This is a genomic window from Actinoplanes sp. NPDC026670, assembly GCF_040638175.1.
GTDB lineage: Bacteria > Actinomycetota > Actinomycetes > Mycobacteriales > Micromonosporaceae > Actinoplanes.
Genome location: NZ_JBEZXU010000109.1, coordinates 1 through 22,754, shown reverse-complemented (window position 1 = coordinate 22,754; position 22,754 = coordinate 1). Strand labels below are relative to the sequence as shown.

Genomic DNA, 22,754 nt, shown 5'->3' with positions numbered 1-22,754 from the left:
CCCGCATGTCCGCGGGTCACGGCGGCCCACCGGTGCGGCCACCTGTCGCCCGGTGTGGTTACCCGCTGACCGGCCGGCGGGCCGGGAAGGCGTGCCGCCGGGCGAGGACCACCACGAGCAGGGTCGGGGCCAGGAGCACGATCGCAGCGATCGCGAGGGAGCCGGAGCCGAAACCGGCCAGCAGCACACCGCCGAGGAGACCGCCGAGGCCGATCGCCAGGTTCCAGGTGGTCACCATCGACGACTGGGCGACGTCGGCGTGTTCGCCGGCCGCCCGCATCAGCGCCGACTGGAGCAGCGTCGCCGCGCCGCCGAACGACAGCCCCCAGGCCGCGACCGTGAAGTAGTCGACCGCCACGCTGGAACTCGCCACCGACAGGATCACCGCGGCCGCGGCGAAGAGCCCGGTGCCGATGATCACCAGCCGGCGGTGGTGCCGGTCGACGAACAGGCCGGTGAGCCAGATGCTGACGATCGATGCGAGGCCGAAGTCGAGCAGAATCCACTGGACGTGATCCGGCAACCCGTTGTCGGCCAGGATCGGTGCGATGTACGTGTACAGGATGGTGTGCGCCAGCACGAACGCGCCGGTGACCGCGAGAACCGTGCGGATGCCCTTCAGGCGCAGGATACGGTGCAGCGGGACCCGGTTCTCGGCCTTCTGACCGGGGAAGTCGGGCAGCTTCCAGGCCGTCCAGACGATCAGTACCGCGGTCAGCGCCGACGCCAGGCCGAAGGTGAGCTGCCAGCCGACGGCCTTGCCGAGGTATGCCCCGACGGGTACCCCGAGGGAGAGGGCGACCGGGGTGCCGGCGAAGGCGAAGGCCATCGCCCGGCCCTTGAGCGCGGGACCGACCAGCCGGGCCGCGTAACCGCCGAGCAGACTCCAGACGACCCCGGAGGCGGCGCCCGCGAGGAACCGGGACGCCATGGTGATCGTGAAGTCGTGCGACAGGGCGGTACCCAGGTTGGCGATCACGAAGCCCAGCAGTGACGCCAGCAGCAGGCGGCGCCGCGGCCAGGTCGCGGTGGCCAGCGCCACCGGGATCGCGGTGAGCAGCGTGCCCACCGCGTAGATGGTGACCGTCTGGCCGGCGACCGACTCCGAGACGCCGAGGGCCCGGCTCATCTGCGGCAGCACGCCGGCGGGCAGTGCCTCGGTCAGGGTGGTGATCAGCCCCGCGGTGAAGAGCGCGATGAGCGACGGGAGCGGCAGGCGTTCCGTGGACGATGTCCGTGGCGCCTCGAGACGGGTGGTGGACACGGGAGGTACCTCATCTGGATCACTGGGTCGAACCACCACGATCGTGGCGGCTCGACAAGCGTCTAACCTTCACATTGATGTGATGGCAAGCGGCGCAGGTGTTAGGGAGATCTCGTGCGGATAAAGGAACTGTCGCAGCGGGCTGGCGTGTCACCCCGTCTCCTGCGCTACTACGAGGAGCAGGGACTTCTCACCCCGAGGCGGGAGGAGAACGGGTACCGCGACTATGACGAGCCACTGGTGGCGCGGGTCGAGCAGATCCGGAGCCTGCTCGGCGCGGGCCTGACCACCGAGATCATCCGGGAGGTGCTGCCCTGTCTGGCCGAGGCGGCGAACTCGCAGTATCCGGCCCCGGACTTCGTGCTCCGGGTCCGGCAGGAGCGCGACCGGATGGCGAAGCGGGTCGAGGCGCTGACCAGGAACCTGCAGGCTCTCGACGCCTACCTGGACGCCGTGACCGAGGAGTGACCCGCAGGCCCCGTCAACTCCTCGGCGGGCCGGTCGAGCCGCGGACGACCAGGCGCGTCGGCACCGATACGCCCTCCGTGTCGGATCCACCCGCCAGTAGCTCCAGCAGCATCCGCCCGGCCCGGACGCCCTGGTCGTGGACCGGCTGCGCGACGGTGGTGAGGTCGGCCAGCTCGGCCATCGGGTGGTCGTCGATGCCCACCACCGACATGTCGGCCGGGATCCGCAGCCCGGCCCGCCGTAACGTGCGCATCGCGCCGAGCGCCACCTCGTCGGAGTGGGCGTAGACGGCGGTCGGTGGCTCCCGCAGGCTCAGCAGCCGTTCCATCGCCTCGGCCCCGTGCCGCCCGCCCCACTCGACGGTGACCTCCAGCTCCGGGTCGGCGGGCAGCCCGGCGCCGGCCAGCGCCGCCCGGTAGGCGAGCGTGCGACCGGGGCCCTCCGGCCAGCCCGGCTCGGCCGGGTCGACCGCGGCGATCATGCCGATCCGGCGGTGACCGAGAAGGATCAGGTGGTCGACGGCCTGCCGCCCGGCTGCCAGGTCGTCGATGGAGACCGACGGATAGTTCTCCACCTGCCCGCCGGCCGCGACGATGTGCACCCCCATCAGCTCGAGCCGGGCCCGCTCCTCGTCGTGGACCGGCATGCCGAGCACCACCACCGCGTCCACCTTGCGCCGGGCCGGCAGCCGCTGGAAGAAGTCACGCCGGTCGGCCGCGTCGCCGACGTGGTAGAGCAGCACATCCAGATCGGCGGCGCGCAGCACCGACTCCAGGCCGTCCAGCAGCGCCCCGAAGAACCAGCGGGACAGGTGCGGCACCACCACGGCGACCCGGCCGGTGGCCCCGCCGGCCAGGCGCGACGCCTCCGGCGAGATCACGTAGGACAGCTGCTCGGCGGCCGCCAGCACCCGCGCGCGGGTGCCGGCGGCGACGTGCGGATGGTTGCTCAGGGCCCGGGAGGCGGTCGCCATCGACACGCCGGCCCGGCGCGCCACATCGGCCATGTTCGCTGGCGGCACGGCGCCAGGGTAGCAGCGCTGGAAGCGATTCCGATGACGCAATGTATGCGTATAGCGACCATTGACATGAGACCTGGGTCACATCAAGGCTGAACTCTGCAAGCGTTTCCAGGCACGCCTTCACCGTCGAAGGGGAGAGCATGGTGCTGGAGAAGAAGCCACGCCGCTGGGCCTGCACCTCCGTGCTCATCCTGATCGCCTCAGGACTCGCCGGCTGCGGCGGCGGGGACGGCGGAGCGACCACCTTGACCTACTACATCGCAGACGCCGCTCAGGCCGAGGTGGCCGCCCGCTGCTCCGCCGAATCCGGCGGGGCGTACACGTTCAACATCCAGCGGCTGCCCAACACCGCGGCCGGCGGGCGCGAGCAACTCCTGCGCCGGCTCGCCGCCCAGGACCGGTCGCTGGACATCGTCAGCGTCGACCCGCCGTTCATGGCCGAGTTCGCCAACGCCGGATTCCTGCGGGCCTTCACCGACGGCGAGCGGCAGGAGTTCTCCACCGGAGTGCTCGACGGGCCGCTGCTCCAGTCGACGTTCCGGGACACCCTCTGGTCGGCGCCGCTCTACGGCAACACCCAGCTGCTCTGGTACCGCAAGTCGGTGCTGGCCAAGGCCGGAGTGGACCCGTCGGCCGGCCCGGTCACCTGGGATCAGCTCGTCCAGGGCGCGACGCAGGCCGGGGTCACCGTGGCCGCGCAGGGCCGCCGCAACGAGAGCCTGATGGTCTGGGTCAACGCGCTGGTCTCGTCGGCCGGCGGCTCGATCCTGCAACCCGGCTCGGAGAACGTGCCGGCCGCCGAGGTCAAGGGCGGCCTGAACACCCCGGCCGGCGGGCAGGCGGCCCGGATCATGCACGATCTCGCGGTGTCACCGGCCGCGCCGGCCGGGTTCAGCACCGCCGGTGAGGAGGACTCCCGGGCCGCGTTCCAGGCCGCCGACGGCGGTTTCATGGTCAATTGGCCGTACGTGTGGGCCGCCTTCGACTCGGCCATCGAGGAGGGATCGCTCCCGGCGGACTTCAAGGACGACGTGGGCTGGGCCGCCTACCCACGCGTCGACGCCGGCACCGAGAGCGCCGCCCCGTCCGGTGGGCTCGGCCTGTCGATCAGCGCGTTCAGCGCCAAACCGGACCTGGCCGTCGAGGCGATCCGCTGCCTGGCGAACGCGCAGAGCCAGAAGGACTTCATGAAGACCGCCGGCAACCCGGCCGCGCTGGCCTCGGTCTTCGACGACCCGGAGATCCGCGAGCTGTTCCCGATGGCCGACGAGATCCGCACCGGCCTCGACGCGGCCACCCCACGGCCGGTCAGCCCCTACTACGGCGACGTCACCGGCTCGATCCAGACCGCGTTCCACCCGCCGGACGCGCTGTCGCCGCAGAACACCCCGAAAGAGGCCAACGACCTCCTCGAGGACGTCCTCTCCAACAAGCGACTGATCTAGGAGCGGCCGTGAGCACCGTCGAAGCACCGCCGCGCCCACGCCGGATCCGGCTGACCGACCGCGCGCGCCACGAACGCAACCTGGGCTGGCTGCTGGCCGGGCCCGCCTTCATCGCGATGGTCGCGGTCACCGGCTACCCGATCCTCAACGCGGTCTGGCTGTCGATGTTCGACTACCGGCTGACCGACCCCGGCGACCGGGACTTCGTCGGGCTCGGCAACTACGCCATGATCCTCACCGACGGCCTGTTCTGGCAGCAGTTCGGCGTCACCTCGCTGATCACCGTGATCACCGTGTCGGCCGAGCTGGTGCTCGGGTTCGCGCTGGCCATGGTCATGCACCGGGCGCTCTACCTGCGGACCGCGCTGCGCACCGCGATCCTGGTGCCGTACGGGATCATCACGGTCGTCTCCGCCTACGCCTGGGCGTACGCGTTCAGCAACACCTACGGTTTCGTCAACGACCTGTTCGGGCTGGGCGACTACGACTGGTTCGGCGGCACCTGGTCGGCCCTGGCCACGGTCTGTGTCGCCGAGATCTGGAAGACCACCCCGTTCATGTCGCTGCTGCTGCTCGCCGGGCTGGCCCAGATCCCGGACGACTACCTGGAGGCGGCGAAGGTCGACGGGGCCACCGCCTGGCAACGGGTCAAGCGGGTGATCCTGCCCAACATGAAAGCCGCGATCATGGTGGCGCTGCTGTTCCGTACCCTCGACGCCTTCCGGATCTTCGACAGCGTGTTCATCATGACCGCCGGCGCGCAGGGCACCGAGACCCTGTCCTTCCTCGCCTACCGGCAGACGATCAGCCGCGTGATGATCGGGCTCGGCTCGGCGGTCAGCGTCATCCTGGCGATCCTCGTGGTGCTCATCGCGGTGATGTTCGTGAAGGTCTTCAAGACCGACCTGTCCCAGCAGAGAGGGGAACGCCGGTGAAGACCAGCCGGATGACCCGCGGACTGTGGATCGGCGGCGCGATCCTGATCATCGCCTACGCCGTCGTCCCGGTCCTGTGGATCGTGTCGCTGTCCTTCAAGGAGGGCGACGACATCACCAACAACGCGTTCCTGCCGACCGTGTGGAGCTGGGAGAACTACCGGACCGTCTTCGCCTCCGACCTGTTCACCACGGCCCTGCGCAACTCGATCGGCATGTCGCTGATCGCCACCACCATCTCGGTGCTCCTGGCGACCCTCGCCGCGTACGCGATCTCCCGCCTCGACTTCCCCGGCAAACGGCTGGTCCTCGGGGTGGCACTGGCGATCACCGTCTTCCCGGTCATCGCGATCGCCACCCCGCTGTTCAACCTGTGGCGCACCCTCGGCCTGTACGACACCTGGCTCGGCCTGATCATCCCGTACCTGTCGTACTCGCTGCCGCTGTCGGTGTACGTGCTCGCCGCGTTCTTCCGGGAGATCCCCTGGGAGATGGAACAGGCCGCGCAGGTCGACGGGGCCACCTCGTGGCAGGCGTTCCGCCGGGTGATCGTCCCGCTCGCCACACCAGGCGTGTTCACCGCGGCGATCCTGACGTTCTTCGCGGTCTGGAACGACTTCGTCTTCGGCATCACGCTCACCTCCAGTGAGGCGGCCCGCCCGGTGCCCGCCGCGCTCGCGTTCTTCCAGGGCGCCTCGCAGTTCTCGCAGCCGACCGCGCCGATCGCGGCGGCCGCCGTGGTCGTCACCATCCCGGTGGTCATCCTCGTGCTGCTGTTCCAACGCAAGATCGTGGCCGGTCTCACCAACGGCGCCGTCAAGGGCTGAAAGGACTTCCCGTGGCAGCCATCGAGATGCGCAACATCGTCAAGGAGTACGGCGACGGCTTCAAAGCCGTCAACGACGTCAGCCTCGACATCGCCGACGGCGAGTTCATGATCCTGGTCGGCCCGTCCGGCTGCGGCAAGTCCACCCTGCTCCGCATGATCGTCGGACTGGAGGACATCACCTCGGGCGACATGGTGATCGGCGGGAACCGGGTCAACGAGAAGGCGCCCCGCGACCGCAACCTGTCCATGGTGTTCCAGAACTACGCCCTCTATCCGCACCTCACCGTGTTCGAGAACATCGCCTTCCCGCTGCGGCTGAAGAAGAACATCACCGAGGAGGAGGTACGCCGCCGCGTGAAGGACGCCGCCGGGATGCTCGAACTCGACGAGCACCTGGACCGCAAACCGGCGAACCTGTCCGGCGGGCAGCGCCAGCGGGTCGCGATGGGCCGGGCCATCGTCCGCGAGGTCGACGCGTTCCTGTTCGACGAGCCGCTCTCGAACCTGGACGCCAAACTGCGCGGCCAGATGCGTACCGAGATCTCCCGCATGCAACGCCGGCTCGGCACCACCACCGTCTACGTCACCCACGACCAGACCGAGGCGATGACCCTCGGCGACCGGGTCGCGGTGCTGCGCCGCGGGTTCCTCCAGCAGGTCGCCTCCCCACGCGAGCTCTATGAGCAGCCGGTCAACATGTTCGTCGCCGGGTTCATCGGGTCGCCGCCGATGAACTTCCTGCCCGCGGTCGTCGCCGGCGGCCGGCTCAAACTGCCGTTCCTGGAGATCGACGTCCCGGAGCAGGTGGCCGGGAAGGTCACCGACGGGCAGCTGCTGATCGCCGGGCTGCGGCCTGATCACTTCGACGACGCCCGCCTGCTCGACCCGGCGAAACGTGAGCGCGGCGCGGTGTTCCGGGCCCGTGTCGATGTCACCGAGTGGCTCGGCGACGCGCAGTACGCGTACCTCCCGTTCGACGCCGGCGACGAGGTGACCAGGCAGCTCGCCGAGCTGGCGGCCGAACTCGACAGCGAGGCCCTGCGCACCCAGCTCATCGTCAAGATCGACGCGATGAGCCGGATGCGGGAGAACCACGAGGGCGAGTTCTGGGCCGACACCCGCCGGATGCACCTGTTCGACCCGCGCACCGGCGCGAACCTCACCCGCGACGAGGCGGCCGCGGCCGAACTCGCCCAGCTGGAGCGGGAGCGCACCGGATGAGCTGGTGGCGCCACGCGGTCATCTACCAGGTGTACGTGTGGAGCTTCGCCGACTCCGACGGCGACGGCATCGGTGACCTGCGTGGCGTCCGGTCGCGGCTGCCCTACCTGCGGGAACTCGGCGTCGACGCGATCTGGCTGAACCCGTTCTACCCGTCGCCGCAGGCCGACAACGGCTACGACGTCGCCGACTACCGCGACGTCGACCCCCGATTCGGGGTGCTGGCCGACGCCGACGACCTGATCCACGACGCCCACGCCCTCGGCCTGCGGATCATCATCGACCTGGTGCCCAACCACACGTCATCGGAGCATCCCTGGTTCCGGGCGGCGCTCGCGGCCCCTCCGGGCGCCGCCGTCCGGGGCCGCTACCTGTTCCGCGACGGCCGCGGCCGGTACGGCGACCGGCCCCCGAACAACTGGACCAGCCGGTTCGGCGGCCGCGCGTGGACCCGGGCGCCGGACGGCCAGTGGTACCTGCACCTGTTCGCCCCGCAACAGCCGGACCTCGACTGGACCGACGACGAGGTCCGCGCCGAGTTCCGCGACATCCTGCGCTACTGGCTCGACCGCGGGGTCGACGGATTCCGGATCGACGTCGCGCACGGACTGGCCAAGGACCCGCAGATGCCGGACGTCTCCGCCGAGCCGGGCAGCGCCCATCCGCACTGGGACCTCGACGAGGTGCACGACGTCTACCGGGACTGGCGGCGGATCCTCGACGGCTATCCCGGCGACCGGGTCTTCGTCGGTGAGATCTGGGTGCAGAGCACCGAGCGGCTCGCCCTCTACCTGCGGCCGGACGAGCTGCACACCGCGTTCAACTTCGAGTTCCTCACCGCGCCCTGGGAGGCCGCGGCGCTGCGCAAGGCCGTCGACGACAGCCGGCGAGCCCTGGGACCGGTCGGCGCGCCGGCTACCTGGGTGCTGTCCAACCACGACGTCGTCCGGCACGTCACCCGATACGGCGGCGGCGAGACCGGCCTGCGGCGGGCCCGGGCGGCGATCCTGCTGATGCTCGCCCTGCCCGGCAGCGCCTATCTCTATCAGGGCGAGGAGCTCGGCCTTCCCGAGGTTGAGGACCTTCCCGATGAGGTACGCCGGGACCCGGTCTTCCAGCGCACCGGCGGCGCCGACCCCGGTCGTGACGGCTGCCGGGTGCCACTGCCGTGGTCGGCCGCCTCGGCGTCCCTGGGGTTCGGGCCCGGCCCCGAGTCCTGGCTGCCCCAGCCACCGGCGTGGGCCGCGCTGACCGCCGAACGCCAGAACGGCGATCCCACCTCGACACTCAACCTGTACCGTGCCGCGCTCGCCCTGCGCCGCGACCTGAACGGCGAACTCACCTGGCTGTCCACGCCCGGCGGGGTGCTGGCGTTCCGCCGCGGATCCGGATTCCTGTGTGTGATCAACGTCGGTGACTCGGCGGTCCGGCTACCGGCGGAGGCCCGGTCCGGGGCGCTGCTGCTGACGAGTTCGGCGCGGGTGCCCGGCGACTTCCTGCCCGGCGCCACCGCCGCCTGGTACCGCTGCTGACCGGTCCCGGGTGCCCGGGCTGTTCGGCCCTACCGGGCACCCCGCTCGTCCCGGAAGGCTCAGCGGCATGGCTTCAATCATCCAGGGTGGGATGGGCGTCGGTGTCTCACACTGGCGGCTGGCGAGCGCGGTCGCCCGTACCGGGCAGATCGGGGTCGTCTCCGGGGTTGCCCTTGACGTGCTGCTCGCCCGGCGGTTGCAGTTCGGAGACGCGGGCGGGCACGTCCGCCGGGCGCTCGCGGCGTTTCCGGCGCCGGAGGTGGCCGAAGACATCCTGGACAGGTACTTCGTGCCGGGCGGGATCGCCGACGGCAAGGCGCTGCGGCCGGTTCCCCAGCAGGGGCTCCGGCCACGCAGACACACCCAGCAGCTCGCGGTCGTCGCCAACTTCGTCGAGGTGTTCCTGGCCAAGGACGGGCACGACGGGGCGGTCGGGGTCAACTACCTGGAGAAGATCCAGCTCGCCACCCCGGCCTCGGTCTACGGGGCGATGCTCGCCGGAGCCGACTACGTGCTGATGGGCGCCGGACTGCCGACCGAGATCCCGCGACTGCTCGACACGCTCGCCGGGCACCGTCCGGCCCGCCTGCCGGTCGCCGTGCACGGGGCCGAACCGGGGGAGGACCACCACGTCGCCCTCCACCCGCGGGAACTGCTCGGTGTGGACCTTCCACCGCTGCGGCGGCCCCGGCTGCTGGCGATCGTCTCCTCGGCGACCCTCGCCGCCTACCTGGCCCGAGACGAGACGACCCGGCCGGACGGGTTCGTGCTGGAGACCTCGGTGGCCGGTGGACACAGTGCCCGGCCGCGCGGCAAGCTGACCCTGAACAGTGCCGGTGATCCTGTATACGGGCCTCGAGACACCCCGGACCTGCCAAAACTCGCGGCGCTCGGGTTGCCTTTCTGGCTGGCCGGTGGCCAGGCGACCCCGGAACGGCTCGCCGCCGCCCGAGCCGCCGGGGCCGCCGGCATCCAGGTGGGTACGGCGTTCGCACTGAGCCGGGACTCCGGGCTCGACGACGACATCCGGGAGCGGCTGCTGCGGCAGGCCGCCGACGGCACGCTCGTCGTCCGCAACGATGTGCGGGCGTCACCGACCGGGTTTCCGTTCAAGATGGTGCCGATGGCCGGGACGACCGGCGACGAGCAGGTGTACGCCGTCCGCGCGCGCCTGTGTGATCTCGGGTATCTGCGCACCCCGTACCGCCGCCCGGAGGGTGGTGTGGGTTTTCGCTGTCCGGCCGAACCCGTCGGCGAATACGTCCGCAAGGGCGGCTCCGCCGAGGACACCGAGGGCAGCCGGTGCCTGTGCAACGGGCTGGTCGCCACGGTCGGGCTGCCGCAGCGGCGGGCCGGTGGCTACCTGGAACCGCCGCTCGTGACGCTCGGACAGGATCTCGGGTTCCTGCCGCACCTGCCCGACGGGTTCACCGCGGCCGACGTGGTCGACTACCTGCTCAGTGCGGACGCCGGGCCAGCCAGCCGTTCGGGTCGTGCCGCACCCGGTCGACGGCGCTGAGCGCGGCGCCGATCACCGCGGCGTCCGGCCCGAGCGGCGCGGGCCGGACCTCCACCGGCGACCAGGCGGTGCTGAGCACCCGGCGGCGCAGCTCCCGGTCGATGCCGTCGATCAGCCACGACGCGAGCAGCGCGTAGCCGCCGCCCAGCAGCACGGTGTCCACCTTGACCAGGTTGACCAGGCCGGCGATCGCCACGCCCAGGGCCGAGGCGGCCTCGTCCAGGGCTTTCAGGATCCGTGGGTCACCCGCTGACACGAGCGCGTCGATGGCGACGGCCGGGCTCCCGGCGGCGTCGGGCAGGATCGCGGCCAGCCCGGCGTATCCCTGCAGGCAGCCGGTGGCGCCGCACGCGCAGGGCGGGCCGTCGGAGCGGACCATGACGTGGCCGAGTTCGCCGGCCCAGCCGTCGAGCTGCCGGCCGTCCAGGACCAGGCCGGCGCCGATGTCGAACTCGCCGCTGACGCAGATGAAGTCTCGCAGCTCCTGGCCGGCGGCATACCATTCGGCGAGGGCGGCCAGGCGGGCGTCGTTGCCGACATGCGCCGGGAGGCCGAGGGCGCTGCTCAGGGTGGCGCCGGCGGGCACGTTACGCCAGCCCAGGGTGGGGGCGAGCCGCACCACGGACTCGTCCTGCACCGGTCCCGGGACGGCCAGCGTCGCGCCGACCACGGTCAGGTTCTCCGTCGCGGCGGCCCGGATCGCCCGGCCGGCCATCTCCGCCAGCTGGGCCAGGACGGCGTCAGCGCCGGTTTGTGAGGCGCCGCTTCGCGCGGTTCCGGTTTGCAGGGCTCCGGCTTGTGCGGCTCCGGCTTGTATGGCTCCGGAGTGCCGGGTGAACTCCAGGTGCCGGACGGTGCCGGTCAGGTCGACGACGCATGCCGAGAGCACGTCGGCGCGGATGTCCAGGCCCAGCCCGGCCGGGCCGGTGCGGGCCAGGGAGAGACCCACCCGCGGGCGGCCCGAACTGCCGGAACGCGACGGTCCGGCCTCGACGATCAACTCGGCGGCCAGCAGCTCGTCGACGATCCGGGTGATGGTCGGCCTGGTCAGGCCGGTGGCGGCGGCCAGCTCACTGCGTGAGATCGGGGCGTCCCGGGCGGCCGCGATCTGCCGGAACGTCAGCACCAGGTTGTGGGCGCGGAGACCGTCCTGCCGGATCGGGCCGTCGGTGCTGGGCGCCACCCGGTGCACAGGTCGCGTCATGCCGAGTATTCGTCGGCGTAGGCGGCGGCCCGGCCCGGCGGCAGGTCCCCGTCGGCGATCACGGTGACGATCCGGCGTCCCAGCTCGGCGTGCGGCGCCAGCAGCAGCGGCTCGTCCCAGGCCAGCGACGAGCCGACGCCGACGTAGTCGCGGGTCCGCACGAACCACCTGTCGCCGCGGGTCGCCTCGTCGGCGCCGAGGAACACCAGCGTCCACCCGTTTCCGGCGACCGACAGCCAGCGGGCCCGCTGCCCGTGGACCGTGCCGCCGTCGGCGGAGGCGGCCACCCGGCACTCGCCGGACGGCGCCCGCCAGAAGAAGCCGCCGTAACCGGCGCCGGTCCGGCCGTGCGCGGCCGGGCTGCGGATCGCCAGCTCCCGGTCGGTCATGTTGATCAGGTCGAAGGAGAAGTCGAGCGCCCACGCGTCCGGCCCGGCGGGCCACCAGGACAGGTCACGGCGCTCGAAGAACAGCGTCGAACCGTCGATGCTGTTCCAGTGCAGGGTGTGCCTGAGCTGGCCGGGGCGGCGCCGCAGCCAGCGCAGATGCTCCTGGCTGCCCTGATTGTCGAGCCAGGCCGGGCCGTGGCCGGGCACGAACGTGCGGCCGCCCCAGAAGTTCGCCCCGTCGACCTCGGCGACGGCGACACTCACCCCCAGATGATGGCGGTGCGAGGCGGGCATCAGCTCGGTCACCGTGGTCCCACCCAAGGTCCGGACCGGATGCAGGTACGGGCGGGGCGCCACCGAAGCCGGCAGGTCGGGACGCCACGTGTACTCGGCGACGGTCCGGTCGCCGAGACGCAGAACCTCAACGGCGTCACCGGTCACGGAAGCAGGATAGTGTCACGGCGCCTGCGGGGTGATCGTGGTCGCTTCGACGACCGTGGTTCCCGGGCCGTCGAGCCGGCCGGTGATCGTGCCGGCACGCAGGTGGCCCCGGCCGGTGACGGCCTCGTAGTCGCCGGTCAGATGGGTGCCGATCAGCAGGGCCCGGTCGCCCGCAGCCCGTACCGCCGGTGCGCCCGTCGCCTCGATCGACACGTTCTGCAGGACCGTTCCGTCGCCGAGCAGGGCCAGGGTGGCCGCGCCCGCCGGGCCCTGGAGGCCGCCGTAGAACTTCGCCGCGGCCGCCGGCATGTCGTAGCTGATCAGCACGTCGCCCTCGCCCCGGATGGTGACGTCGGACTGGTCGGGCCAGATCCGGACCTGCTCCCGGTAGTGGCCGGGCCGCATCACTATCTCGACCCGGCCCCGGGCGTCCCGGGTGGCGCCGAGGGCGGCCAGCAGACTGCCGTAGTCGCCGGTGCCGTCCAGAGCCACGGTCACCGTGCGTGGTGTCCGGCTGCTCTGGGCGCGCGGTCCGGCGTACCGCCTGATCAAGTCTTTGATCTTTGTCGCCGGATCGGGGGAGTAGGGGTAGAGGGCCGCCGGGTCGAACGCCGGACCGGCGCTGTCGGTGCGGCCGGCCGTCGCGGTGAACAGGTTGCGGCGCTGGACCAGCTGCGCGGCCGCGCCGTGGGTCACCAGCGGGTCGTTGACGTGCTCGAACACGCTGTCCTCGACGACCACGCGAGCGTTGTTGCGGCTCATCGTGCCGTACTGGGTGACGTCGCTCAGATAGTTGTTGAACAGGTGCGCGGCGGCCGTGTTGTCGAGACTCCAGTTGCGTTGCACGGTGTTGCGGATCCAGTTGTGGTGCGCGGTCAGGCGGGTGACGACGTTGCTGGTCCAGCCGACGCCGAGGGCTTTGTTGACGTCGCTGATCACGTTCCAGGAGAGGGTGACGCGGTCGCTGTCCTTGCGGATGTCGATGCCGCCGTCACCGACCCGCTCGATCCGGACGTGGTCGATCCAGACCAGTTCGGCGGTGTCCAGGCGGATGCCGTCATTGTCGTTGTCGGGGCTCTTGCCGTCGAAGTCGCCGGGGATGTAGGAGTCGCGGATCGTCAGGTCACGGATGATCACGTTGCGGGAGCCGTTCAGGAACAGCCCGCCGCCGACGAGTTCGCCGCCGCCCGCCGACGGCATGCTTCCCGACGCCGGTTCGTTTCGGGCCTTCGTTCCGGCACCGACAATCGTTTTGTCGTGGCCCACCGTGATCATGTCGCCGAACGGGTCAACCTGGATGCGGCCGGCGATCTCGATGGTGAGCGGTTCCGGCGCGATGGCCCACGCCCGGAGCTCGGCCAGGGTGGTGGCCCGGACGGTGCGCCCGGCCGCTCCGCCGGTGGCGTCGGCGGCGAAGCCGATCGCCCGGTCGGTCCAGGACGGGTCGGTGTTCGCCGCGGCGGGCGCGGCCGGGCCGGTGAGCAGGGCGGCTCCCAGGGCGAGGGCGGTGAGGGGACGTCTCATCGGTTCTCCAGATCATTGTCGGAACTGCCCTCTGTCGGCTGGCCCGCTGTCTCCGGGGTTTGCGGTGAGACCTCGTCCGGCAGAGCAGTGATCCGGACGGGGCCGAAGTCGGCGTGTCCGGTGTGACCGATCGCGAACAGGCCGAGCGTGGCGCCGATCCAGCCGCCCGGTGTCGCGGGGAACGGCGGGCCGAGCTCCCGCCAGCCGGTTCCGGTGTCGGCGGTGAAGTGGGCGACCGCGCCGTCGGTCACGGTCACGGCGAGGCGCACCTGTCCGGTGACCGGTTCCGGCCGGATCACGTCCTGTTCGGCCTCGCCTCCGGCATCGGCCGTCCGGCGGATCAGTCGCGGTCCGCCGGGCTGCTGCTCAAGGCCGATCCAGCTGTACGTGTGCCCGAGCACCACCAACCCGGCTCGCGCTCCGGTTCCGTCGTCGTCCGTCCCGGCTCGCGCTCCGGTTCCGTCGTCGTCCGTCCCGGTCCGCGCCCCGGGTTCGCCTTCGATCCGCACCGTGGTCTCGGCCCGGAATTGTGGCCCGGGCAGTCTGCGCCCCAGCACGGCCGGGAAGTCCCGCAGGTCGTGGCCGGGTTCGCAGGTGAGCCGGACGCCGTCCGCCGGGCGGAACTCGCTCGCCGCACGCCGGCCGGGCGCCGGATTGGCCGGCCACGTCCACTCGGAGACGGGTGTCGTTCCCGCCCCCGGATTGCCGGCAACGGGTGTCGTTTCCGCCCCTGAGATGGGAACGCCTGTCGTTTTCGGGGGGCCGTCGAGAACGGGTGTCGTTGTGGGCTGGAGCGTCGGCTTGCGGGCCTCCGGGACCGGCTCGCCATGGTGGCCGATCACCGGCCAGCCGCTGTCCAGCCACCTCATGGGCTGCAGGTGGACCACTCGTCCGTACGCCTGAAGGTCCTGGAAATGCAGGAACCAGGAGTCGCCGGCCGGCGTCTCCACCCACGCCCCCTGGTGCGGGCCGTTGATCTTGGAGTTGCCCTGTTCGAGTACGACTTTCGGCTGGTAGGGGCCGAGGACGTGGCGGGAGCGCATCGCGTACTGCCAGCCGTCGGTGACGCCGCCGGCCGGGGCGAAGATCCAGTACCAGCCGTTGCGGCGGTACCACTTGGGGCCTTCGAGGGTGCGGCAGCCCGGGATCGCGTCGCCGTCGACGACGAGGGTGCCGGGTCCGAGTGACCGTTCCAGATCAGGGGTCATCCGGTGGGCGGTGAGCCGGTTGTTGAATCCGCAGCGGCTCTTCGCCCAGGCGTGGATCAGGTAGGCGCCGCCGTCACCGTCCCACAGCGGGCACGGGTCGATCAGGCCCCGCCCGGACAGCACGAGTCGCGGCGCGCTCCACGGGCCGGCCGGGTCTTCGCTGGTCGTGACGTAGATGCCGTGGTCCGGGTCGGGGTAGCAGATCCAGAACCGGCCGTCGTGGTGACGCAGCGCGGGCGCCCACACGCCGCATCCGTGGCGTGGAAACCGGTAGACGTCCGCCGGAACGAGGCGTTCGAGCGCATGGCCGATCAACCGCCAGTTGACCAGGTCGGTGGAGTGCAGGATCGGCAACCCCGGGACCCGGTTGAAGCTCGACGCGATCATGAAGAAGTCGTCGCCGACCCGGATGACGTCCGGATCCGACCAGTCGGCGTGCAGGATCGGGTTGCGGTAGACGGCGGTCATCGGTGGGCCTCCTCGGCGGCGATGAGGGCCGCCTCGGTGGGGGAGCCGTCCGCGATCAGCACCGACAGCCGCCTGGTCAGAGCCCCGCCGGCCGGGACGACGAGGCGTTCCCAGGCGACTGCCGAGCAGACGCCGGCGTAGTCGTCGCACCTGACGAACCACGGATCGGACGAGACCGTGTCGGTGAGGAAGACCAGGGTCCAGCCGCTGCCCTCGACCGACAACCATCGGGCCGGCCGCCCGTGGACGGCGTCGATGCCGGAACCGGTCGAGGCGCTGATCCGGTAGTCGCCGTCCGGCGCGCGCCAGAAGAATCCGCCGTATCCGGCGCCGTCCCGGCCGCGGGCGGCCGGACTGTCCAGGGTGAGCGTCCCGCCGGTGGCGCTGACCAGGGTGAACTCCACCCGCAGCAGCCAGGCGGCCCCGTCGATGCGGTGGGCCGACAGGGCGCGTGACTCGTGGGCGAGGATGTGGCCGTCCCGGTCGAGCCACTCGAGTTCCTGGTGCAGCCGGTCGCCGGAGCGGTGCAGCCAGCGGGCGTGCCGCTGCCGTCCGTGGTTGTCGAGGTGGATCGACCCGTGTCCGGCCACATAGGTGCGCCCGCCCCAGAAGTTGGCCTCGTTGAGGACCGGGACGGCGATGCTCGCGCCGAGATGGTGCAGGTGGTCGGCGGGCATGAACCCGGTGACCGTGGCGCCGCCGAGGGTGGTCACCGGGTGCAGGTAGGGGCGCGGCGAGACGGTGGCGGGCAGGTGCGGCTCCCACACGTACCGGGCCACCACCCGCCCGGCGCAGGACAGGTCGTGTGCCTTCACGGTCGGCATGGACGGCAAGTTAGCGGCGATCCGCCAATTACGTCAATCTCTGAAACAAATCCCGGGGTGGCCGTTGACATCCATGGCACTCGATAGATAAAACACTGAAACAAATCGCCTCCGGAGGGATCCACCGTGAACTCACGTCTCGACCGGCGCCGGCTGCTCACCCTCGCCGGCATGGCCGGGCTCGCCGCGACCCTGCCCGCCTGCGGCCGTGGCTTCGGCGGCAACGGCAACGGCGGCGACGGCAAGGTCGAACTCAACATGGTCTGGTGGGGCGACGCCCAGCGCGCCGAGCAGACAAGCGCGGCACTCGACCTGTTCCAGTCGGCCAACCCGGGCATCCGCGTCCGCACCGAATATCAGGACAGCAGCCCGTACAAGGACAAACTCGCCGCCCGTTTCGCGGCCGGCGACCCGCCGGACCTGATGGCGATGCGCTTCGACAGCCTGCGCGAGTACGCCGACCGCGGCACCCTGCTCGACCTGGCCAAGCACTCCGAACTTGACCAGTCCGGCCTCACCGAACCGGCACGCGCCCTCGGCCAGGTCGGCGCCGCCAGCTTCGGCGTGCCGTCCGGGCTCAACACCATCGGTTTCGTCATCGACAAGACCCTCACCGGGCAGTACGGCGTGGACGTCCCGAACGGCGACACCTGGAGCTGGGACGACCTCGCCACCTTCGCCCAGAAGATCTCCAAGGCCAGTGGCAACAAGGTGTACGGCACCAACTTCGAACCGTGGACGGTCGCGAACCTGCTGGTCTTCGCCCGTCAACGCGGCGAGGACTTCTTCACCGCCGACGGGAAGCTCGGCGCCACCGAGGCCACCCTGACCGCCTGGTACCAGCTCGTCGAGGATCTGCGTAAGTCGGGCGCCATCCCGCCGGCCGGGTTCATCGACCAGAACAACGGCGCCTCGGCTGCCCAGTCCTACCTGGCCAAGAAGTCGATCGCCTCGCAGATCATCCCCACCAACAACCTGATCAGCTACAACAAGGCGTGCGGCGGCAATTTGGAACTGCTGCGGATGCCCGGCGAGACCCAGGGCGCCCGCCGCGGCCAGTCCGTCGACACCCCGGCCCTGTGGTCGATCGCGAGCGCCTCCAAGCACCCGGCGGAAACGGTCAGGCTGCTGAACTTCCTCACCAACGACACCGAGGCGGCCAAGGTCGCCGGCGCCACCCGCGGCGTGCCGGCCAGCAGTAGGGTGGCCGAGACGATCGCCTCCGGGCTGGAGCCGGACAACAAACGGTCGAGCGACTTCCTCGGCGCGCTCCAGAAGGAGAAGCTGCCCGCCTCGTATCCGTACCCGGTCGGCGCCAGCAAGCTCACCAACATCCTCAAGACGATCAGCACCGAGGTCGAATTCGGCCGGACCAGCCCGGCTGACGCCGGGAAACAGTTCATCACCGAGGCCCGCAAGGCCATCGCCCCATGATCAAAAAACGTCAGGACTGGGCGGGGTACGTGTTCCTGCTGCCCTGGTTCGGCGGCCTGGTCTTCATGGTCGTCCCGTTCTTCGCGTCCCTGTACCTGGCGTTCACCGACTACGACCTGCTCACCCCGCCACGCTGGGCCGGCCTCGCCAACTTCGAGGAGATGCTCGGCGACGTCAAACTCCACCAGTCACTGAAGGTCACGTTCGTCTACACGCTGGTGTCGGTCCCGGTGTCGCTCGCGGTCGCGCTGGCCGTCGCCATCGTCCTCGACCGTGGTGTGCGCGGCCTGGCGATCTACCGCAGCATCTACTACCTGCCGTCGCTGCTCGGCGGCAGCGTCGCCATCGTCATGCTCTGGCGCTACCTGTTCGGCTACGACGGCATCGTCAACGGTTTCCTGTCCTGGTTCGGCATCACCGGCCCGGCCTGGACCACCGACCCCGACCACGCGCTGACCACCCTGATCCTGCTGCACGTGTGGACGTTCGGCGCCCCGATGGTGATCTTCCTGGCCGGCCTGCGGCAGATCCCCGCCATGTACTACGAGGCCGCCGCCATGGACGGCGCCTCCCGGTGGCGGCAGTTCCGCTCGATCACGCTGCCGCTGCTCAGCCCGATCATCTTCTTCAACCTGGTCCAAGCCCTCATCGCTTCATTCCAGACCTTCACCCAGGGGTACGTGATCAGCAACGGCAGTGGCGGGCCGGCGGACTCCACCCTGTTCTACAACCTCTACCTGTACCAGAAGGGGTTCGCCGAGTTCGACATGGGCTACGCGTCGTCGATGGCCTGGCTCCTGCTGATCATCATCGCGGGGTTCACCGCGATCAACTTCCTCGCGGCCCGCTACTGGGTCTTCTACGACAACTGACGGGCCCCTCTCATGTCGCTCACCCTGACCCGCGTGCCCGTCTCGACTCCACCCTCCGCCGAGGAGCCGTCTCGTCGCCGTCGGCCCCGATTCCTGCGGCATGTGCTGCTCAGCGGCGTCGGCATCGTGATGATGTACCCGCTGCTGTGGATGATCTCCAGCTCGGTGAAACCCAGCGACAGCGTCTTCACCGACGAGGGCCTGTGGCCGGCCGTGTTCGACTTCGGCAACTACGCCCGCGGCTGGACGGCGCTCAGCGAGCCGTTCGAGATCTACCTGGTCAACTCGCTGGTCATCGTCACGCTCAGCATCATCGGGAACCTGCTGTCGTGCTCGCTCGCCGCCTACGCGTTCGCCCGTCTGCGGTTCACCGGCCGCAAGCTGTTCTTCGCGATGATGCTCGGCACGATGATGCTGCCCGGTCACGTCCTGGTGGTTCCGCAGTACGTCATGTTCGACCGGCTGGGCTGGCTCAACACGTACTACCCGCTGCTGGTGCCGCACTTCCTGGCCACCAACGGTTTCTACATCTTCCTGATGGTGCAGTTCATGCGCTCACTGCCCCAGGAACTCGACGACGCGGCCCGCATCGACGGCTGCGGCCCGTTCCGGACATTCTGGAAGATCGTCATGCCGCTGTGCCTGCCGGCTTTCGCCACGACCGCGATCTTCACGTTCATCTCGGTGTGGAACGAGTTCTTCAGCCCTCTGCTGTACCTCACCGACCCGCAGCTCTACACGGTCCCGCTGGCGGTCCGCCAGTTCATGGACTCGGAGGGCCAGAGCCAGTGGGGCGAGATGTTCGCGATGTCGTTCGTGTCGCTGGCCCCGGTCATCGGGTTCTTCATAGCCGGCCAGAAGTACCTGGTCCGCGGCATCGCAACCACCGGATTGAGGTGATGCCCCCAACCTTGATCCGGCCCCGACCGGCGGCGGCCGCGGTCCCGGCGACCGCCGCCGGTCCCATCCCTGGCTGATCCCGGTCTGTTCCGGTTCCAGCCTGGGTTGATTCGGCCTCTTCCGGCGCCATCCCTCAGGCGGCCTTGCCGTCGGCGCCAACCCCGATTGAAGTCCCGCCGCTCTCGAAAGAAGGATCCCCATGAGACGGAGCTGGCAACTGACCGCGGCGTTCATCCTCGCCGCCGCGGCCACCCTGCTCGGCATCCCCCAACCCGCCGTAGCCGCCCCGACCACAGGTGTCGCCTATCAGCTCAAGGTCACCAGGTCGGGCATGTGTCTGGATGTTCCGGGTGCGTCGACGGCCAATGGTGCCCTGCTGCAGCAGTGGGGTTGTACTGCGAACTCGGCGTGGCAGCAGTTCACGTTGGTGGCGTCCGGGTCGGCGTATTTGATCAAGAATGTGAACAGTGGTAAGTGTGTGGATGTGCCGGGCTGGTCGACGGCTTCGGGTGTTCAGTTGCAGCAGTACACGTGTGTATCCAGTCAAGCCAATCAACAGTGGACGTTGGTGTTGAGTGGATCGGGTACATATCAGCTCGTCAATGTGAATAGCGGGTTGTGTGTGTCGGACAAGGATGCGTCGACGGCGTCGGGTGGCGCGATCATCCAGGAGACGTGTACCGCCAACACCAACAAGCAGTGGGCGTTCGTCACCGGCACCACCGAGACCCCAGTCGTCGCCGCTGACGGCTCCGGCCAGTACACGACAGTCCAGGCGGCGATCGACGCCGTCCCCACGAACAACACCACCAGGCGGACCATCACCATCAAGGCCGGCACCTATCGGGAGATCGTCACGATCCCGTCGAACAAGCCGTACGTGACCTTGCGCGGTCTCGGCTCGTCCGCCGCCCAGACGGTGATCGTCAACAACCACAGTTCAGCGGGTGGATGGGGCACGTCGGGCAGCGCGACGGTCTTCGTCAACGGCGCCGACTTCGCCGCCACGAACCTCACCATCTCCAACGACTACGGTGAGGGCAGCCAGGCGGTCGCGGCCAATCTGGGCGGTGACCGGTCGGTCTTCGACAACGTGCGGTTCCTCGGCGCGCAGGACACCCTGCTGGTCAACAACAACCGGCACTACGTGAAGAACAGCTACGTCGAGGGCACCGTCGACTTCATCTTCGGCAGTGGCACCGCGGTCTTCAACGCCACCGCGATCTATCAGAAGCGCAGCACAGGCGGCCCGATCACGGCGTCGCGAACCGATGCCGCCAACCCCTACGGCTTCCTCTTCTACAGGTGCACGGTCACCGGCGCGACCAGCAACACCACCCAGCTGGGCCGCCCATGGGGACCCGACGCCCAGGTCCTGTACCGGGAGACCAGCCTGAGCGCCACCATCGCCACCGCCCAGCCGTGGATCAACATGTCCTCCAACGTGTGGACCGCCGCGCGCTTCTCCGAGTACAAGAACACCGGCTCGGGGGCGACGGTCAACAGCAACCGGCCGCAGATGAGCGACGCCACCGCCGCCAGCTACACCCCGCAGAGGTACCTGGCCGGCAGCGACGGCTGGAACCCGGTCGGCTGAGCGCTGCGAGCGGGGTCTGTCCGATCCCCGGCGCCGGACGGCTGCGCAACTCGGCGCTCGACCAGCGCAGCTACACCGTGAGCTGCCGCAGATCGGACAGTCCCGCCGAGCGCCGAGGGCATTGAAATGCAGCGAGACGAAAGGGGAGACGAATCATGCGAAGAATTCTTGCGGCCGTGCTGCTTGCCGCCGCGATCCTTGCCGGGGTCAGCCCGTCCCCGGCCGTAGCCGCCCCGACCACGGGGGTGGCCTATCAGCTGAAGGTCACCAAGTCGGGCATGTGCCTGGACGTTCCGGGCGCGTCGACCGCCAACGGCGCCCTGCTTCAGCAGTGGGGTTGTACCGCGAACTCGGCGTGGCAGCAGTTCACGCTGGTGGCGTCGGGGTCTGCCTATTTGATCAAGAACGTGAACAGTGGTAAGTGTGTGGATGTGCCGGGCTGGTCGACGGCTTCGGGTGTTCAGTTGCAGCAGTACGCGTGTGTATCCAGTCAAGCCAATCAACAGTGGACGCTGGTGTTGAGTGGATCCGGTACATATCAGCTCGTCAATGTGAATAGCGGGTTGTGTGTGTCGGACAAGGATGCGTCGACGGCGTCGGGTGGCGCGATCATCCAGGAGACGTGTACCGCCAACACCAACAAGCAATGGGCGTTCGTGAGCACGGCCGGACGCACCTGGCCGTCGACACCTGACGGGTTTGCGTCGACGGGTGGCGGCACCACCGGGGGAGCGGGCGGCACCACCGTCACCGTCAACACGCAGGCCGACCTCGCCCGGTACGCCGCGATGGCCGGCTCGTACGTGATCCGGGTGTCCGGCGCCGTCAACATCAGCCCGATCGGCACCGAGATCCCGGTGACATCGAACAAGACGATCGTCGGGGTCGGTACAGCTGGACAGATCGTCGGCGGCGGGTTCTTCCTGGGCGCCGGCACCCGCAATGTGATCATCCGGAACCTGACGATCCGCGACACCCGGATGGCCGACGACGATCCCGGTGACGACGTCTACGACTACGACGGGATCCAGATGGACACCGCCGACCACATCTGGATCGACCACAACCTGATCACCCGGATGAACGACGGCCTGATCGACTCCCGCAAGGACACCAGCTACCTGACCGTGTCGTGGAACGTCCTGGCCGAGGGCAACAAGGCGTTCGGCATCGGCTGGACCGACAACGTGACGGCCCGGATGACGATCCACCACAACTGGATCCACCACACCGGCCAGCGCAACCCGAGCACCGACAACGTCGCCTACGCCCACCTCTACAACAACTACCTGCAAACCATCACCGGGTACGGCAACTACTCCCGTGGCAGCACGAAGATGGTGCTGGAGAACAGCTACTTCGACGGGGTGAAGGACCCGTTCTACCCGGACTCGACAGCCCAGTTGAGACAGTCCGGCAGCATTCTGGTGAACTGCACGGGCAAGCAGACGACCTCCGGTTCCGCGTTCACTCCGGGGAGCTTCTACTCGTACACCCTTGATGCCGCCGCCGACGTGCCCGCACTGTTGCGGACCTTCGCCGGCCCGCAGGCGAACATCGGCGTCTGATTCCCTATCGGGGATTTGTTGTCAAGTGCGGGTCTGCTTGACGGTCGGTGAGGGTGCCGGGGAGGATTTGTGTGGGGAAGGTCGCCTCGTC

Annotated in this window: 19 protein-coding genes; 12 read left to right on the top strand and 7 right to left on the bottom strand. The window is 69.7% G+C overall.

All coding sequences use genetic code 11. The features are described from left to right. Nucleotides 1-58 precede the first annotated feature (58 nt). Complete coding sequence (locus tag AB0E94_RS50240) at nt 59-1,264, bottom strand: MFS transporter (protein WP_360343182.1); 1,206 nt, start codon at nt 1,262-1,264, stop codon at nt 59-61. 114 nt (nt 1,265-1,378) lie between these two features. Between AB0E94_RS50240 and AB0E94_RS50235 the strand changes: the two genes are divergently transcribed. Continuing rightward, a complete protein-coding gene (locus tag AB0E94_RS50235) occupies nt 1,379-1,732 on the top strand; it encodes a MerR family transcriptional regulator (RefSeq protein WP_360343179.1) in 354 nt (117 codons plus the stop codon). Between the two features lie 13 nt (nt 1,733-1,745). On the opposite strand, the gene AB0E94_RS50230 is transcribed toward AB0E94_RS50235, so the two are convergent. After that, nucleotides 1,746-2,753, bottom strand: a complete 1,008-nt coding sequence (locus AB0E94_RS50230) for a LacI family DNA-binding transcriptional regulator (protein ID WP_360343176.1) — start codon at nt 2,751-2,753, stop codon at nt 1,746-1,748. Nucleotides 2,754-2,893: 140 nt separating this feature from the next. Here AB0E94_RS50230 and AB0E94_RS50225 point away from each other — a divergent pair, with 140 nt between their 5' ends. The 6 genes from AB0E94_RS50225 (at nt 2,894) to AB0E94_RS50200 (ending at nt 10,234) form a co-directional block, all read left to right on the top strand. Beyond that, a complete protein-coding gene (locus AB0E94_RS50225) occupies nt 2,894-4,198 on the top strand; it encodes an extracellular solute-binding protein (RefSeq protein WP_360343173.1) in 1,305 nt (434 codons plus the stop codon). Nucleotides 4,199-4,206: 8 nt separating this feature from the next. Further along, a complete protein-coding gene (locus AB0E94_RS50220) occupies nt 4,207-5,133 on the top strand; it encodes a sugar ABC transporter permease (RefSeq protein ID WP_360343170.1) in 927 nt (308 codons plus the stop codon). Nucleotides 5,134-5,144: 11 nt separating this feature from the next. Next, nucleotides 5,145-5,960 (top strand): carbohydrate ABC transporter permease, encoded by an 816-nt coding sequence (locus AB0E94_RS50215; protein ID WP_360343185.1) that lies wholly within the window; start codon nt 5,145-5,147, stop codon nt 5,958-5,960. Nucleotides 5,961-5,971: 11 nt separating this feature from the next. Next, complete coding sequence (ugpC, locus tag AB0E94_RS50210; protein WP_360343167.1) at nt 5,972-7,183, top strand: sn-glycerol-3-phosphate ABC transporter ATP-binding protein UgpC; 1,212 nt, start codon at nt 5,972-5,974, stop codon at nt 7,181-7,183. Continuing rightward, nucleotides 7,180-8,715: an alpha-amylase family glycosyl hydrolase gene (locus tag AB0E94_RS50205; protein ID WP_360343164.1), complete on the top strand. Its 1,536-nt coding sequence runs from the start codon at nt 7,180-7,182 to the stop codon at nt 8,713-8,715. The genes ugpC and AB0E94_RS50205 overlap by 4 nt, the downstream gene beginning before the upstream one ends. A gap of 67 nt (nt 8,716-8,782) precedes the next feature. Further along, the gene (locus AB0E94_RS50200) at nt 8,783-10,234 is read left to right on the top strand and encodes a nitronate monooxygenase (RefSeq protein WP_360343161.1); all 1,452 of its coding nucleotides are present in this window, start codon (nt 8,783-8,785) and stop codon (nt 10,232-10,234) included. On the opposite strand, the gene AB0E94_RS50195 is transcribed toward AB0E94_RS50200, so the two are convergent. From AB0E94_RS50195 to AB0E94_RS50175, 5 genes are read right to left on the bottom strand one after another with little or no spacing between them, the layout of a single operon-like run. Continuing rightward, nucleotides 10,173-11,438, bottom strand: a complete 1,266-nt coding sequence (locus AB0E94_RS50195) for an ROK family transcriptional regulator (protein ID WP_360343158.1) — start codon at nt 11,436-11,438, stop codon at nt 10,173-10,175. The two genes, AB0E94_RS50200 and AB0E94_RS50195, sit on opposite strands and share 62 nt — an antisense overlap. Then, nucleotides 11,435-12,268 (bottom strand): PmoA family protein, encoded by an 834-nt coding sequence (locus AB0E94_RS50190; protein ID WP_360343155.1) that lies wholly within the window; start codon nt 12,266-12,268, stop codon nt 11,435-11,437. Before AB0E94_RS50190 ends, AB0E94_RS50195 begins: the two co-directional genes overlap by 4 nt. A 15-nt stretch (nt 12,269-12,283) precedes the next feature. After that, on the bottom strand, nt 12,284-13,792 hold the full coding sequence (locus AB0E94_RS50185) for a pectinesterase family protein (RefSeq protein ID WP_360343152.1): 1,509 nt from the start codon (nt 13,790-13,792) through the stop codon (nt 12,284-12,286). Next, entirely contained in the window at nt 13,789-15,468 is a 1,680-nt protein-coding gene (locus tag AB0E94_RS50180) for a family 43 glycosylhydrolase (RefSeq protein WP_360343149.1), read from the bottom strand. Before AB0E94_RS50180 ends, AB0E94_RS50185 begins: the two co-directional genes overlap by 4 nt. Further along, entirely contained in the window at nt 15,465-16,292 is an 828-nt protein-coding gene (locus tag AB0E94_RS50175) for a PmoA family protein (protein ID WP_360343146.1), read from the bottom strand. Before AB0E94_RS50175 ends, AB0E94_RS50180 begins: the two co-directional genes overlap by 4 nt. 126 nt (nt 16,293-16,418) lie before the next feature. Here AB0E94_RS50175 and AB0E94_RS50170 point away from each other — a divergent pair, with 126 nt between their 5' ends. The 5 genes from AB0E94_RS50170 to AB0E94_RS50150 all read left to right on the top strand — a co-directional run bounded on the left by AB0E94_RS50170 (nt 16,419) and on the right by AB0E94_RS50150 (nt 22,663). After that, entirely contained in the window at nt 16,419-17,726 is a 1,308-nt protein-coding gene (locus AB0E94_RS50170; protein ID WP_360343143.1) for an ABC transporter substrate-binding protein, read from the top strand. Then, nucleotides 17,723-18,598, top strand: a complete 876-nt coding sequence (locus AB0E94_RS50165) for a sugar ABC transporter permease (protein ID WP_360343140.1) — start codon at nt 17,723-17,725, stop codon at nt 18,596-18,598. Before AB0E94_RS50170 ends, AB0E94_RS50165 begins: the two co-directional genes overlap by 4 nt. 33 nt (nt 18,599-18,631) lie before the next feature. Next, nucleotides 18,632-19,498: a carbohydrate ABC transporter permease gene (locus tag AB0E94_RS50160; protein ID WP_360343137.1), complete on the top strand. Its 867-nt coding sequence runs from the start codon at nt 18,632-18,634 to the stop codon at nt 19,496-19,498. Between the two features lie 199 nt (nt 19,499-19,697). Then, on the top strand, nt 19,698-21,095 hold the full coding sequence (locus AB0E94_RS50155) for a pectinesterase family protein (protein WP_360343134.1): 1,398 nt from the start codon (nt 19,698-19,700) through the stop codon (nt 21,093-21,095). A gap of 155 nt (nt 21,096-21,250) precedes the next feature. Further along, complete coding sequence (locus tag AB0E94_RS50150; protein ID WP_360343131.1) at nt 21,251-22,663, top strand: RICIN domain-containing protein; 1,413 nt, start codon at nt 21,251-21,253, stop codon at nt 22,661-22,663. Nucleotides 22,664-22,754 lie beyond the last annotated feature (91 nt).